Source organism: Hymenobacter radiodurans (assembly GCF_004355185.1).
GTDB classification, from domain to species: domain Bacteria; phylum Bacteroidota; class Bacteroidia; order Cytophagales; family Hymenobacteraceae; genus Hymenobacter; species Hymenobacter radiodurans.
In genome coordinates this window covers 3519273-3532623 of the sequence record NZ_CP037922.1, presented here as the reverse complement: position 1 = coordinate 3532623, position 13351 = coordinate 3519273, and the positions used below count along the sequence as shown (strand labels likewise).

Here is a 13351-nt window from a genome sequence, read left to right as displayed (position 1 = left end):
CATTCAGAGCGATAAGCGCATGGCTATATCAAAAATAAGACAACTTTAGCACCGAATATGAAGCGTTATATACGGTTATTCAATAAATAATACATTTAATTGATTAAATACCAGATTGCCTATGTATACGGTAGGCTAATGTTTTGCACATGAAAGAGGCCTACTTATTTCTAAGTAGGCCTCTTTCATTATTCTAATAATTTAGCAACTCAACCCAGTGTCGTTAAATCGACAATCTATTGAATGACAAGTTAGTCGTCGAGTAAATTAGTGAGTGTGCTGCGCTAGGGCACTGTCTGCTTCGGCGAGTTCATCGACGGGCGGGGCTACATAGTTGTCTACAAACTCACCTTCCCAACGAGCTACTACGGCTGTTGCTAGGCAGTTACCGATTACGTTCACGGCAGTACGGGCCATATCCATGAGCGCATCGATGCCCAGAATGATAAAGACTGGCCACGAGGGGAGGTTAAAAGAAGCTACCGTCGCCAGCAGAATAACGAGAGAAGCGCGGGGCACGCCAGCTACGCCTTTGCTGGTAAGCATCAGCGTAAATACCATGACCAATTGCTGACCGAAGCTTAGTTCTACGCCCGCCGCTTGTGCCACAAATACGGCTGCGAGCGAAAGGTAAAGCGTGGTGCCATCAAGATTAAAGGAATAGCCAGTCGGCATGACGAAGGCCACGATGCGACGCGGCACCCCGATGCTTTCCATTGCTTCCATGGCCCGCGGTAATGCGGCCTCCGAACTGGTAGTGGCAAAGGCAATACTTACTGGCTCTGCAATGGCTTGGATAAAGCGCTTAATCGGAATACGGGCGAAAAAGGCAATAGGAAGCAGTACAATCAGCAAAAAGGCAATGAGCGCCACATACAGGGTAAGCAGAAGCTGAAAAGCGTTGAACAGCGGCGCAAAACCCATTTTACCCACAGTATAAGCCAGGGCACCACCGACGCCCAGGGGGGCAAAAAACATCACCACATTGGTGAATTTGAACATAACCTCCGACAGGCTTTCCATCACCTCCAGCATCGGCCGGCGGTGCTTGCCGTGCACCATGGCCAAGCCAATTGCGAAGATGATAGCAAACACAACTACCTGTAAAACTTGCCCTTCCGCTACCGACTTGGCAATATTTTCGGGGAAGATGTGTAGAATAATATCGGAAGTAGATTGTTCTACGGTTTGCAGTTTCTCACTTGTATCAGCTCCGGCTTGGCTGATGCCGACGCCGGCTTTGCTCAAGTTAATGGCTGCCAAGCCGATGAAGAGAGCAAACGTAGTAACAACCTCAAAGTACACTAGCGCTTTAATACCCATTTTGCCTACCTGCTTCAAATCGGCGTGGCCAGCGATGCCTACCACCAGCGTGGCAAAAACCAGAGGAGCAATAATGGTTTTTACTAAGCGCAGAAACACGTCGCTGAGCACCTTCAGGTTTTGGGCAAAAACCGGATAGTCATTACCAATTTCGGCCCCCACGAACATGCTGACGACTATCCAGAAAGTAAGGGAGCGGCGCTGATAGGCATATACTACCATTGCGGCCAGGGCTAGCCAGCGGGCTATGCGGGGCACAGCGAGCGGCAGCGCCACTATATTATAAGCTGACAGCACGGTGAGCACAATGGCCACCAAGGACAGAATCAGAATGAGCGGAACGATGCGCGAAAACTTCATGCAGAGTAGGGTGGAGATTACTGGGGATTGTCAGCAAAGATAAGTTTTCAGTCAACAGTTAGAGGGTTTGCATAGTGTGCAGCTATTTAATCGTGGCGGGGGGCTTTTTATAGTGCGCTGCAGCGCTGATTTTAGTGCCGTATAAAAGTAGCTTTGCGCTCGGTCGTGATATGCTGGCGGCCAGCCTCAATACTCTATTTCATGCTCTGGACCATCGAAACGCGTGAGTTGCCGCTACGCTACACCTGGAAAATATCGCGCAACGCTTCTACTGCCAAAACCAACCTATTGGTACGGGTGCAGCAAGAAGCTGGCGGTGCTGTAGGCTGGGGCGAGGCCGCACCCAATGTGCGCTACGGTGAGTCGCCGGAGGGACTGCAAGCTGAGTTTGAGCGCTTGGCTGCTGATGGACTGAGCCGCGTAACCTCATTGGATGAACTCACGGAGTTCTTGGTACATCACTCCGTAGCGCACGCCCTGAGCTTCGCCTTGGAATCGGCCTACGTGCACTGGCAGGCCGCGCATACGGGGCAATCGGTGGCGGCGGTGCTGGGCTTGCCCGAACCGGCGGCGTCCGTTCCTACTGCGCTTACGCTCCCCATTATGCCCCCCGGCGATGTGGCAAGCTTCATCCAGGAGCAGGATATGGGGCGTTTTTCGATTCTTAAAATAAAGGTTGATCAAGCCAGCGGCTACGACCTTCTACGCGAGGTAACACGCGCGCTCCCAGGTCGCCAACTGATTATTGATGGCAACGAAGCCTGGACTGACGCCGATGCGCTGTTGCAGTTTCTGGAAAAAATTGCCCCCCTGCCCGGCCTTGCGGTTCGGTTGCTGGAGCAGCCCTTGCCTGCTGCCTGCACCGACCACTACCGCTACCTACGCAGCCGCTCACCGTATCCGGTTTTCGCCGATGAGTCGGTAACCAACGACGCCGATTTTGCCGACATCGCCCAGCAGTTTCACGGTGTGAATATGAAGCTAATGAAAGCCGGTGGCTACCGCAACGGGTTGCGCCTACTCCAGCAAACCCGCGCCCACGGCCTTGATACGATGATTGGCTGCATGGTGGAAACGACGCTGGGCATCTGGGGGGCAATGCAGATAAGCAGCCAAGCCCAAGTATGCGACCTAGATGGGTTCATCATCATCCGCGACGAGCCATTTGGGCTGGTGCAGGAAACGAACGGCCTGCTTCGGGCTCAAACCGCTGTCCCTGATCTTGAGAAGTAGCGTTTCCCAACAAGTATTCTGCTTTATGGGTAGCAATTGAAATAGGGCAGCCGCTCGCTAGAAATAACCTAGGCGAGCGGCTATCATTTTCTTACCGGCCCTTATTTCTTCATTGTCAATACAGGGTCCTGGGCCTTTTTATCAATGGATGTGTTGTGTCCGTCGATGACAAGCCATTTGCCTTTGCGTTTTTCAAGCATTAGCGTCATTACGCCGGTGGATACATCGCTCATGTCGCGGCCATCGGGCATTACCCAGCCTTCCAACTCCCAGTTGTGGCGCACCAAGGCTAAGTCGGGCCGCAGCATTCTCACCTCCGTTTGCAGGATGTTATGCTTGGTTTTGTTGAACATGACCTTCATGAAGATGTCCAGGGCGTATTTGTGCTCCGCTGCATTGCGCCACCACATGCCCACCACATTTACCCACTGCGCATCGGGGGCAAAGTAACTGAAATACAGGTCCGTATCGTGCTTGTTCCATGCCTCGGCAATGCCTTCATTTACTTGCAGAACCGCCTTCTCATCGGCTGAATACTTGGTAGTGGTTTGGGCATGAGTAGTGGCGGCCAGGCACAAAATCAGAAGGAGACTGAGTAGCTTTTTCATTTCGTTTCATCGTTTTAAAGTGATGAATCGAAGGTAGAGAGCCAGCCAGGGGAGAAATAGTAAAAAAACGACGTTTAAAACGGGCTGCCCGCAAAGAGCCGCAGGGGAGAAGCAGCTTCTTCTTTTAGGAGAATAGTAGGCGTGACGGCGGCAAACAGCTTGAAATCCTTTATCAAGTGCATCTGGTCGTAGTAGCCACACTGCTGTACAATATCTTGCCAATCAAGCTCCGGCTGCCGGTCCTTTAAGCGGTAAGCCTGCGCAAAACGAACGATGCGCATAAATAGCTTTGGACTCATGCCAATACGTTCTAAAAATTTTCGCTCAAACTGGCGTGAACTCAGGCAGGCTTGATCAGCTAACCAGTCTAGGGAGAACTGCCGTGAATGGCTCTGCAGCATGAGTTGCGCTAGTTTATCTACTGCGTGCGCGTCGGTTTTGAGCGCGGCTACTTTGCTCAGCAGGTAGGTTTCTACCAAGGCAATCATCTGCGCGTAGTCGTTTAGCGCTTGCAGTCGCTCATTCACTTGGTTGATTTCGCGCCCTACCAAATCATAGCTATCCACCGTCTGATCAAGCAACTGCCACATGGGAGTGCGAAACAGCCGAAAAAGCCCCCCAGGCTGAAAACCCACCTTTATTGTGAGCTGATTATAGCCCATCCGCAGGTTTACCCGCGCTACTTGGGGGCCAACTATCACGCTATAGGGGCTGGTAATTTCTTGGCCTTTACGATAGTTAAATATTTCAATGGGGTCGCGAGCGTAGAAAAATAAGCATTGCTCTGGGTTGGTAGGATAAGGATTTACCACCCTAGGCGCACACGGATTCAACTGAACATGCATGAGCATGTAGTTGCTGACGAAGGGTTGAAGCGCAGCACAGGGGCGGTAAAATTGGCAGAATGGTTTTACCATAACTCTCACTCAAATGCGTGCCTTACCCAAATACGTACCAGCGGAAGGCCAATGTATTGATAGCATAACTGCCAGCCATACTGAGCAGAACGGCTAAGAAGGCCCGCCATATTGCGCCCGGCCAGCTAAGCTCAAAGGCGTGCTTGCCTATAAAAATCAGGTAAAGCAACCCGACAACTACCTGCAAGCTGCTGTTAATATTGGTGCTGGCCGAGGCTTTAAGGTCCGCGAGCCATATTCCCAATAATATCAGAACGGAATAGAGGTTGGCGGCCGAGCCGATGACAACGTGCACGAAGAAAGCTTCAGCGTAGTTGACGCCGCGGCTGCGGTACACCAGCCACGTAAAAAATGAGTACATGGGCAGAGCCAGCAGCAACCACCATAGGTTGTAATATTTGCCTAGGTAATGAAAGTACTGCACCATGCGCGCCAGTTCGGCAGCCGGCATTCGACCGGCAAGCCGCTGCTGTATTTCGAGGCCCGTGGCTTCATAGTAATGCAAGGCCACGGCTACTAAGGTAGTCAGGCCCAGCACCAGCAGCAGAAATTGGAACGGGTTGAAGTAACGCTTGCGTCGGCCCGCCAGATAGTCTTCTACCACCCGGCCCGGATTGAATAATACCTGCGGTATGTATCCCAGAATGGTATTGTCGGCGTGGGTAAAAACGTGGAACACCTCGTGCGCCACATGACCTACCGTAAGGCGGTGGGGGCGGCGCTGCCCGCAGTTAGGGCAGAAAGAGCCAGCAGAAAGCTGCTGCTGGCAATTTAAACAGGCAGCAGTAGTATCAGTTGACATGACGGGCAACGAGAAGAGTCATTCTGATTGATCGGCTTTTCATCGTGAGCATGCTAAATGGCCTCTCTGATATTGCCCTTAAGTGAATGAAATAACTGTTTCTAAGGTTGGCTAACCTGTTGCTGGATAGCGTATTAAATTAGGTATCGGATTGCTGATTAACAAAACGCCCGCGGTAGTCAGTCGGGCTGGGGCCATGCAACTTCCGCAGCGTAATAGAGACTTTCGCCTATGTTTGATCCTGAGACGAGATAAAACAGTCTTAAGCTTGCTGACCTTGAAACAATGTGACGATAATTAATATATATAATACTTAATAAAAAAAATATTCTTGCAAACTATGTTGCAACATTAAATGTATGTACATATATTTGTAGCATCATTGGGCAGGAGTATGCCAACGCTCATGAAAATCGAAGACGAAATCAAACAGCCAACATTCAAAGACGACTACCAAAAAGCCCATATCAATTTGATATACACCACGGGCTGGATCCAACTGCGTCAGGCAGCGGCTTTCCGCGAGTTTGACGTTACGCTGCCGCAGTACAATGTTTTACGCATTCTGCGCGGTCAGCACCCCAAGGCTTCAACCGTAAATCTGCTGATTGAGCGGATGCTGGACAAAACCAGTAACGCCTCCCGTATTGTGGATAAACTGGTTGCCAAAAATTTAGCTACCCGCACCGTGTGCCCCAGCAACCGCCGCGCCGTCGATATTCATATTACCGAAGCTGGACTAGAGCTGCTGCGCAATATGGAAAGCGTGGTTAGTCATCAGAATACGGGCCTGCACAATCTTACCCCCGAAGAAGCCGCTCAACTCAGCGACTTGCTTGATAAAATCCGTGACTGACGGCTCTCAGTTAACTCAAATTTAATTCTCCATTTTTTCTCTCTCAATCATGAAAAAAATTGCTCTGTCAGCCCTCTTCGTTGCTGCTCTGTTTACTGCTCCCGCAATGGCTCAACAGCCAGCCGTTAAGAAAACTACTCCCGGTACGGCCAAAGCTGCTGGCGCGGCTTACGCAGTTCAGCCTCAGCTCAGCACCTTGGGTTGGGTAGGTAAAAAAGTAACCGGCGAGCACAGCGGTAATGTACAGTTCAAAGAAGGCAACGTACTGGTGCGCGGCAACCAACTCGTAGGCGGCACTTTCGTGGTAGATATGAACTCGCTGAAAGTAACCGACCTGAAGGATGCTGACAGCAATGGCAAGTTGGTAGGTCACCTGAAGGCTGATGACTTCTTCGGTGTGGAGAAAAACCCAACGGCTACCTTCAAAATCACGAACATCACGCCTATTAAAGGTGCTGCTGCCGATGCCAACAACGCCACTATCACCGGCGACCTGACCATCAAAGGCATTACCAAGCCAATCACTTTCCCCGCTAAAATTGGCGTGAAGAACGGTATGGCTGCTGCCACGGGCGTTGCTACTATCGACCGCACTAAGTACGACATCAAATACGGCTCGAAGTCGTTCTTCGAAGGCATTGGCGACAAAGCTATCTACGACGAGTTCACGTTGAGCTTCAACGTAATTGCCAAGAAAGGCAATGGCGTTGCTGCTAACTAAGTAGCCCAATTTCACTAAGTCAAAAAAGCCCCCCAGACCTAGTCTGGGGGCTTTTTTAGTCCGGTATAACCAGCTCGCGCGGCAGCTCGAAGCGTAGGTTTCGGCTTTTGCTACGGTTGTGCAACTGGGTCAGAAAGTCGTCTAGTTCCGATTTGTATTCCAGCCACAAATCCTCGTGCAGGTTGGTGAGCACAAGCTGCACCGCCCGCGTTGCCATACGGGCGGTGCTGACGTAAAAACCGTTGTAAGGGCTATCAAACTGGCCGGTGTAGTTGTCAAAAATCAGGCGCAGCGTATACAGAATCAGGTCGATTTCGAGGCGCTTGTCTTTGGTAATGCGGCGGGCGCGGGCGGTTTCTTTGGTGGCTTTGCTCAGCGCTTTATTGAGGCTGCGGTTGAGCAGCCGCCCCGTAACGGCCACGTTGAATAGCTCGTGAATGCGGTCGGCGGTTTGCTCATACACCTGCTCCACGGTCACATCGGGCAGCAGCTCGTAGGCGAATGTTTCGTAGAGCTCCGCGTCGCGGCGCACCGCGCGCAGCAACAAGGCTTCTTTTTCCTTATCGGGGAGTTGCTTTAGCGCTTTTTTAAAATCTGTGGAGGGAACGGGCATAGGAGGGAGGAGGGGCAAGCGGACCGCCGTGTCTGACGCTGTGCGCTACACTATAAATGATTGTCTAAACCCCGAAACGAATCTGCCCGCGTGGTGGTTATACTAGACCGGTGCGGGCCCAAATCTGCGCCTTTTTCCTTGATAATCCGTACTTTTGCGCTATGAACACCAAGCCGCAGATTGACTATAACGAGGACGTTTTACTGCTCGAAGAAACCATCGACGTTCGCGACCTGATCGTGTACAACGATGACGTGAATACCTTCGACCACGTAATCAAAACCCTCATCGATGTGTGCGGGCACGAGCCCGAACAGGCCGAACAGTGCACCCTGCTGATTCATTACAAAGGCCAGTGCACTGTAAAGCACGGCGCCTACGATGAGCTGGCTGGTATGTGCACTGCCATCCATGACCGTGGTATCTCGGCCGATATTCTATAAATGGCTGCAAGGGTGAGTTGGTGACTATTAGTGCGATAAACATTCACCCACTTACTCATTCGCCCGTTCATTCATTCAACTTAGATGGAGTTTCCTTCCAAACTGATAGAAAACGCCGTAGCGGAGCTTTCTAAGCTGCCCGGCATTGGCCGCAAAACGGCTCTGCGCTTGGCTCTGCACTTGCTGAAGGCGGAGAGCGACAGCACGGCTTCGCTGGCTGAGGCGCTGGCAAAAATGCGCTTTGAGATAACCTATTGCCACACCTGCCACAATATTGCCGATACGGAGGAGTGCAGCATTTGCGCTAACAAGCTGCGCGACCACGCTATGGTGTGCGTCGTGTCCGACATTCGGGATGTAATTGCCATTGAGAATACCAGCCAATATCAAGGCGTGTACCACGTGCTGGGGGGCGTTATTTCCCCTATTGAAGGCATCGGCCCTTCCGATTTACAGATTGACTCGCTATTGAAGCGCATTCCGGAGTCGGAAATCAAAGAAGTTATTCTTGCCATCAGCCCCACCATGGAGGGCGATACCACCGCTTTTTACCTCACCCGTAAGCTCCGTGAGTTCCCCGACGTGCACATCAGCACCATTGCCCGTGGCATCCCGGTGGGGGGCGAATTGGAGTACGCCGACGAAATAACCTTGGGCCGCAGCATTGTAGAGCGGCAGCGCCAGGCTCGTTAGCCGCGCTGGGGGCTTTTTTGGCCACTAAACTCATTTGAAAAGGCTTGTCGTACGCGGCAGGCCTTTTTTATTTCTGCTATTCTTGCCTAATTCCACGGAGCAACTTCCGTGATAAGTGAAATATGAATCTGGGGATGGTGTTTAGTCCGTAACTTTCCCCGGCCCCTCCTACTCCCGCTGCCACCCACCGTGAAGCTCTCCGTTATCATTGTCAACTACAACGTCAGCTATTTCCTGAGCCAGACGCTGTTGTCGGTGCGGCGGGCTTTGCAAAAACTGGATGCGCCCGCCGAGGTATTTGTAGTCGATAATAACTCCGTTGATGGCTCCGTGGCAATGGTGCGGGCGCGGTTTCCGGAGGTCATCTTGCTGGAGAACAAGCATAATCCCGGCTTCGCGAAGGCCAACAACCAAGCAATACGGCAAGCCCAAGGCGAGTACGTTCTACTGCTCAACCCCGACACCGTAGTGGAAGAAGACACCTTCCGCGCCTGCTGCGAGTTTCTGGACGAACACCCCGACGGCGGCGGACTGGGCGTGAAGATGCTGGATGGGCAAGGGAAGTTTTTGCCCGAAAGCAAGCGCGGCTTGCCTACGCCGCGGGTAGCTTTCTACAAGGTTTTTGGGCTAGCGGCGCTATTTCCCGGTTCGCGCACCTTTGGCCGCTACCACCTCGGCTACCTCGACAAAGACCAAACTCACGAGGTAGATGTGCTGAGCGGTGCCTTTATGCTCCTGCGCAAAAGTGCCCTTGATGCCGTTGGCCTGCTCGATGAGGATTACTTCATGTACGGCGAGGATATTGACCTCTCGTATCGGCTCACCCGGGGCGGCTGGAAAAACTACTATTTCCCCGGCACGCGCATCATTCACTACAAAGGCGAAAGTACAAAGCGCACGAGCGTCAACTACGTGTTCGTATTTTATCGGGCCATGATTGTGTTTGCCCGCAAGCATTTTGCTCCCAATCAGGCCGGCGTTTTCTCCCTGCTCATTCATTTGGCCATCTGGTTGCGCGCGGGCATGGCCGTCGGGCGCCGCGTACTCACGAGCATAGCGCCTATTCTGTTGGATGCTGGCCTGTTGTACGGCGGCATGTATCTTCTGAAAAACTACTGGGAGGAGTATCAGAAGCAAGGGCCAACTGATTATCCATCCCCGCTGATGGAGGTGGTCGTGCCGGCTTACGTGCTCGTGTGGCTGGGTTGCGCTTACCTCAGTGGTAGCTATGATAAGCCTTTCAGTGCGTGGCGCATCATTCGGGGCATTGTGATTGGTACGGTGCTTATCTCGGCGGGCTCCAACTTTCTGGAGTCTTATCGCTATTCCAATGCGCTGATTCTGCTGGGGGGCGTTTGGAGTATTATGGCCCTTATTGGTCGGCGGCTAGTGAGCCATGTGGTGCAGCATCGCAACCTGCGTCTGATGCAGAGCCACCAGAAAAAAATCGCCATTGTGGGCTCGGCAGAGGAAAGTCGGCGCGTGCGCCACTTGCTTGAAACGGCCAGCGTACAGGCGCGCATTGTGGGCCACGTGACTCCTGTGGCCGACCCAACTGCTCCGCCAAGTCGCTATTTGCTGGGCCAACTCCATCAGCTTGATGAAATTATCCGAATTCACGACTTGGATGAGCTGATCTTCTGCGGCAAAGATCTGTCGGCTACCCGCATTATTTCCTTGATGATCCGGCTACCGCAATACCCGCCGGTGGCCTACAAGATTTTGCCCGAAGACAGTGAATACATCATTGGTAGCTCCTCGAAAGATGCGCCGGGCGAGTATTACGCCCTTGATATTGCCCTGAACCTATTTCAGCCCCAACGTGCCCGCACCAAGCGCCTGCTGGACGTGCTTACCAGCTTGAGCTTACTGTTGGCGGCGCCGTTGCTGGTATGGTTCGCCCGCGAAAAAGCGGGCTATCTGCGCAACTGTCTACGGGTTCTGTTGGGTACGCGCACCTGGGTGGGCCTGCGCCATGCCGATGCCTCGCGCCGCACCACACCGGCCGTATTTTCTCCTGCCGACTCTGCCGATACGGCCGCCGCGCCGCTGCCTGAGGCCACTCGCCGCCGCTTGGAGCTGCTCTATGCTAAAGATTATACGCCCTCTACTGACCTTAATATCTTGGTGCGCCGCTTTCGGTGGCTGGGGCAGGAATAGCCGTAGCAGCCTCTCAAATAGAGTTGTGTGCATGTAAGGAACGGTTCAACTCGAATCCGTACTTTCGTATGTCTCCAAAGCCCGTCAGTCTATGTCAGCTTCCGCTACGCTTGCTACTACGTTTCTCTCTGATCGCATCAGCGCTCTACAAGAGTCGCAGACCATTGCGATGGCCAAAAAATCGCGTGAGCTCGCCGCTCAGGGTCACAACGTGATTAACCTAAGTTTTGGCGAGCCTGATTTTCAAACGCCGCAGTACATCAAGGATGCCGCCAAGCGGGCGCTTGACGAAGGATATACCAAGTATACGCCTGTGCCCGGCTACGTAGAGCTACGCCAAGCTATTGCCGACAAGCTACGTCGTGAAAACCGCCTTGAGTATCAGTGTGAGAACATCGTAGTGAGTACGGGCGCAAAGCAGGCCTTGGCTAATGCGGTGATGAGCATGGTAAATCCTGGCGAGGAAGTAATTGTGCTGGCTCCATACTGGGTAAGCTACGAGGAAATGGTGCGCCTAGCCGAAGGTGTATCAGTGCGGGTGATGGGCACGTTGGAAAACGACTACAAAGCCACGGCCGCGCAGATAGAGGAGGCCATTACGCCCCGTACTAAACTCATCATGTATTCGTCGCCCTGCAACCCCACGGGTGCTGTATTCTCGCGCGAAGAGCTAGCCGACATTGCGGCCGTACTAGCGCGTCATCCGCAGGTGTTTGCCATGGCCGACGAGATTTATGAGTACATCAACTTTGAGGGCGAGCATGTGAGCTTGGCTGAATTTGATGAGATTAAAGACCAGGTAATTACTGTAAACGGCTTTTCCAAAGGCTACGCCATGACGGGTTGGCGCGTGGGCTATCTGGCCGCGCGTAAAGAAATTGCCAGTGCTTGCGAGAAAATGCAGAGCCAGATTACTTCGGGCACCTGCTCCATTGCCCAACGCGCCGCACTGGCTGCCTTGGAAGGAGGCCGTAGTTCCGCCGATGAAATGGTAACCGCCTACCACCGCCGCCGCGACTTGGTGTTGGAGTTAGCCAAAGAAATTCCGGGCTTCCAGACGCCAACGCCGGCTGGTGCTTTCTACGTTTTTCCGGACGTGAGTGCCTATTTCGGTAAAAAAGCCCCCCAAGGCGACGTAATCGAAAACGCTACCGATTTGGCGATGTTTCTGCTGAATGACGCACATGTAGCTGCCGTTTCGGGTGAGGCGTTTGGAGCGCCTAGCTGCATGCGCTTCAGTACCGCCGCCGCCGATGAGAAGCTGCGCGAGGCCTTCATTCGCATTAAAGCAAGTCTGGAAAAGCTGCACTAAAGCCACAAGCAGCAGCTTAGCTTGGGAAATCGTTGGACTGGGTGAGGGACTAACGCTGTGCTTCAGTTCGTAGCCCGTTGCGGTTGTTCGTGAAAAGCCCCCAGCGCTTGGTTTGTTGATTTGTGAAGCAGAAGTTGAATCCCTGAAGCAACGTCTGCAAGGATTCGACGCGCCGATGCTCTGCGTTACATCGGGCTAGTTTCTACCTTTGCGGCTTCCTTCGTCGAAAGTCGTCAAAATGCCCCCCACCGTACCGCCTACTTCGCTGCCCGAATTATTTGCTGCCTTCAACCGCCTCACGGTGCTCATTGTGGGCGATGTGATGCTGGATGCCTACGTTTGGGGCAAGGCTGGCCGCATTTCGCCCGAGGCGCCAGTGCCTATCGTGCACGTGAGCCGCACCGAGCAGCGTCTCGGCGGCGCGGCCAATGTGGCGCTGAATGTGCAGGCCCTTGGCGCGACGCCCTTGCTGTGCGCGGTGGTAGGTGAGGATGCCGGCGGCGACCAATTGCTAGGCTTGTTGGAAGATAAAAACTTGTCGGCGAAAGGCATTGTGCGCAGCGCCGACCGGCCAACCACCGTCAAGCAGCGCATCCTGGCTGCCGGCCAGCACCTGCTGCGCATCGACTCAGAAGTAGAAACTGACCTCAACGCTACCGAGGCCGCCGACCTCATTGCACGCTATGAGGCGCTGCTGCCCCAAGCCGACGTAGTGGTATTTGAAGATTACGACAAAGGCGTGCTCAATGAGAGTCTGATTCAGCATTTCATCGCGCAGGCCCGGCAGCGCAACATCCCAACCGTCGTTGACCCGAAGCGCAAAAACTTTCTGGCGTATCGCTATTGCACGCTCTTCAAGCCAAACCTGAAAGAGTTGCGCGAGGGCCTAAAGCTGGACTTCAACGATACCGACGCCGACCGTCCGCAGTTTGAGGCTGCCGTCCAGCGCCTGCGTGAGTTGCTCACGCCCGCCATTATTCTGGTCACGCTCTCTGAGCGCGGTGTATTCAGCGACGCACCGGCTACGGGTCGCAACTACATTCCTGCCCACTTACGCGCCATTTCCGACGTGTCAGGGGCCGGCGACACCGTTATCAGCATTGCTGCTTTATGCGTGGCCTTAGGACTGGAAGCGCCGGTGTTAGCCGCACTGGCAAACCTAGGTGGCGGGTTGGTTTGCGAGCAGGTTGGCGTAGTACCAATTGAGAAAGACCGATTGCTGGAAGAAGCTCAGGAAGCAGGCCTACTAAGCGTTATCGTACCAACAGAAGGGTCAGTTTCAATTTGAGACTAAGGCATAAGTTCGTAAA

General features: G+C 53.2%; 13 protein-coding genes. 8 read left to right on the top strand and 5 right to left on the bottom strand.

The annotated features are described in order from the left end of the window. Window positions 1-267: 267 nt before the first annotated feature. Window positions 268-1683 (bottom strand): dicarboxylate/amino acid:cation symporter, encoded by a 1416-nt coding sequence (locus EPD59_RS16135; RefSeq protein ID WP_133273683.1) that lies wholly within the window; start codon window positions 1681-1683, stop codon window positions 268-270. Between the two features lie 201 nt (window positions 1684-1884). Between EPD59_RS16135 and EPD59_RS16130 the strand changes: the two genes are divergently transcribed. Next, entirely contained in the window at window positions 1885-2916 is a 1032-nt protein-coding gene (locus EPD59_RS16130) for a dipeptide epimerase (RefSeq protein WP_133273682.1), read from the top strand. Between the two features lie 101 nt (window positions 2917-3017). On the opposite strand, the gene EPD59_RS16125 is transcribed toward EPD59_RS16130, so the two are convergent. From EPD59_RS16125 to EPD59_RS16115, 3 genes are all read right to left on the bottom strand, one after another. Beyond that, window positions 3018-3524 (bottom strand): SgcJ/EcaC family oxidoreductase, encoded by a 507-nt coding sequence (locus EPD59_RS16125; protein WP_133273681.1) that lies wholly within the window; start codon window positions 3522-3524, stop codon window positions 3018-3020. A 74-nt stretch (window positions 3525-3598) separates the two neighbouring features. Further along, the gene (locus EPD59_RS16120) at window positions 3599-4369 is read right to left on the bottom strand and encodes a helix-turn-helix domain-containing protein (protein ID WP_165963632.1); all 771 of its coding nucleotides are present in this window, start codon (window positions 4367-4369) and stop codon (window positions 3599-3601) included. 94 nt (window positions 4370-4463) lie between these two features. Continuing rightward, the gene (locus EPD59_RS16115; protein ID WP_133273679.1) at window positions 4464-5243 is read right to left on the bottom strand and encodes a DUF3667 domain-containing protein; all 780 of its coding nucleotides are present in this window, start codon (window positions 5241-5243) and stop codon (window positions 4464-4466) included. A 406-nt stretch (window positions 5244-5649) separates the two neighbouring features. Here EPD59_RS16115 and EPD59_RS16110 point away from each other — a divergent pair, with 406 nt between their 5' ends. Further along, a complete protein-coding gene (locus EPD59_RS16110) occupies window positions 5650-6099 on the top strand; it encodes a MarR family winged helix-turn-helix transcriptional regulator (protein ID WP_133273678.1) in 450 nt (149 codons plus the stop codon). A 49-nt stretch (window positions 6100-6148) separates the two neighbouring features. After that, on the top strand, window positions 6149-6820 hold the full coding sequence (locus EPD59_RS16105; RefSeq protein WP_133273677.1) for a YceI family protein: 672 nt from the start codon (window positions 6149-6151) through the stop codon (window positions 6818-6820). Between the two features lie 55 nt (window positions 6821-6875). Here the strand turns inward: EPD59_RS16105 and EPD59_RS16100 are convergent, their stop codons facing one another. Beyond that, window positions 6876-7433, bottom strand: coding sequence for a hypothetical protein (locus EPD59_RS16100; RefSeq protein ID WP_133273676.1), 558 nt, complete (start codon window positions 7431-7433; stop codon window positions 6876-6878). 161 nt (window positions 7434-7594) lie between these two features. Here EPD59_RS16100 and EPD59_RS16095 point away from each other — a divergent pair, with 161 nt between their 5' ends. The 5 genes from EPD59_RS16095 (at window position 7595) to EPD59_RS16075 (ending at window position 13329) form a co-directional block, all read left to right on the top strand. After that, window positions 7595-7876 carry an ATP-dependent Clp protease adaptor ClpS gene (locus EPD59_RS16095; RefSeq protein WP_084444557.1) on the top strand — a complete coding sequence of 94 codons (282 nt, stop codon included), beginning with the start codon at window positions 7595-7597 and terminating at the stop codon, window positions 7874-7876. 84 nt (window positions 7877-7960) lie between these two features. Continuing rightward, a complete protein-coding gene (gene recR, locus EPD59_RS16090; RefSeq protein WP_133273675.1) occupies window positions 7961-8569 on the top strand; it encodes a recombination mediator RecR in 609 nt (202 codons plus the stop codon). A gap of 189 nt (window positions 8570-8758) precedes the next feature. Continuing rightward, window positions 8759-10729 (top strand): glycosyltransferase family 2 protein, encoded by a 1971-nt coding sequence (locus EPD59_RS16085; protein ID WP_133273674.1) that lies wholly within the window; start codon window positions 8759-8761, stop codon window positions 10727-10729. Between the two features lie 91 nt (window positions 10730-10820). Beyond that, window positions 10821-12041, top strand: coding sequence for a pyridoxal phosphate-dependent aminotransferase (locus EPD59_RS16080; RefSeq protein WP_133273673.1), 1221 nt, complete (start codon window positions 10821-10823; stop codon window positions 12039-12041). A 238-nt stretch (window positions 12042-12279) separates the two neighbouring features. Continuing rightward, complete coding sequence (locus tag EPD59_RS16075; RefSeq protein ID WP_133274724.1) at window positions 12280-13329, top strand: bifunctional heptose 7-phosphate kinase/heptose 1-phosphate adenyltransferase; 1050 nt, start codon at window positions 12280-12282, stop codon at window positions 13327-13329. Window positions 13330-13351: the final 22 nt, after the last annotated feature.

Bases quoted from the DNA above. Each gene is read 5' to 3' on its own strand.
- EPD59_RS16135 (WP_133273683.1), bottom strand. From the start codon at position 1,683: ATGAAGTTTTCGCGCATCGTTCCGCTCATTCTGATTCTGTCCTTGGTG.
- EPD59_RS16130 (WP_133273682.1), top strand. From the start codon at position 1,885: ATGCTCTGGACCATCGAAACGCGTGAGTTGCCGCTACGCTACACCTGG.
- EPD59_RS16125 (WP_133273681.1), bottom strand. From the start codon at position 3,524: ATGAAAAAGCTACTCAGTCTCCTTCTGATTTTGTGCCTGGCCGCCACT.
- EPD59_RS16120 (WP_165963632.1), bottom strand. From the start codon at position 4,369: ATGCATGTTCAGTTGAATCCGTGTGCGCCTAGGGTGGTAAATCCTTAT.
- EPD59_RS16115 (WP_133273679.1), bottom strand. From the start codon at position 5,243: ATGTCAACTGATACTACTGCTGCCTGTTTAAATTGCCAGCAGCAGCTT.
- EPD59_RS16110 (WP_133273678.1), top strand. From the start codon at position 5,650: ATGAAAATCGAAGACGAAATCAAACAGCCAACATTCAAAGACGACTAC.
- EPD59_RS16105 (WP_133273677.1), top strand. From the start codon at position 6,149: ATGAAAAAAATTGCTCTGTCAGCCCTCTTCGTTGCTGCTCTGTTTACT.
- EPD59_RS16100 (WP_133273676.1), bottom strand. From the start codon at position 7,433: ATGCCCGTTCCCTCCACAGATTTTAAAAAAGCGCTAAAGCAACTCCCC.
- EPD59_RS16095 (WP_084444557.1), top strand. From the start codon at position 7,595: ATGAACACCAAGCCGCAGATTGACTATAACGAGGACGTTTTACTGCTC.
- recR (WP_133273675.1), top strand. From the start codon at position 7,961: ATGGAGTTTCCTTCCAAACTGATAGAAAACGCCGTAGCGGAGCTTTCT.
- EPD59_RS16080 (WP_133273673.1), top strand. From the start codon at position 10,821: ATGTCAGCTTCCGCTACGCTTGCTACTACGTTTCTCTCTGATCGCATC.
- EPD59_RS16075 (WP_133274724.1), top strand. From the start codon at position 12,280: ATGCCCCCCACCGTACCGCCTACTTCGCTGCCCGAATTATTTGCTGCC.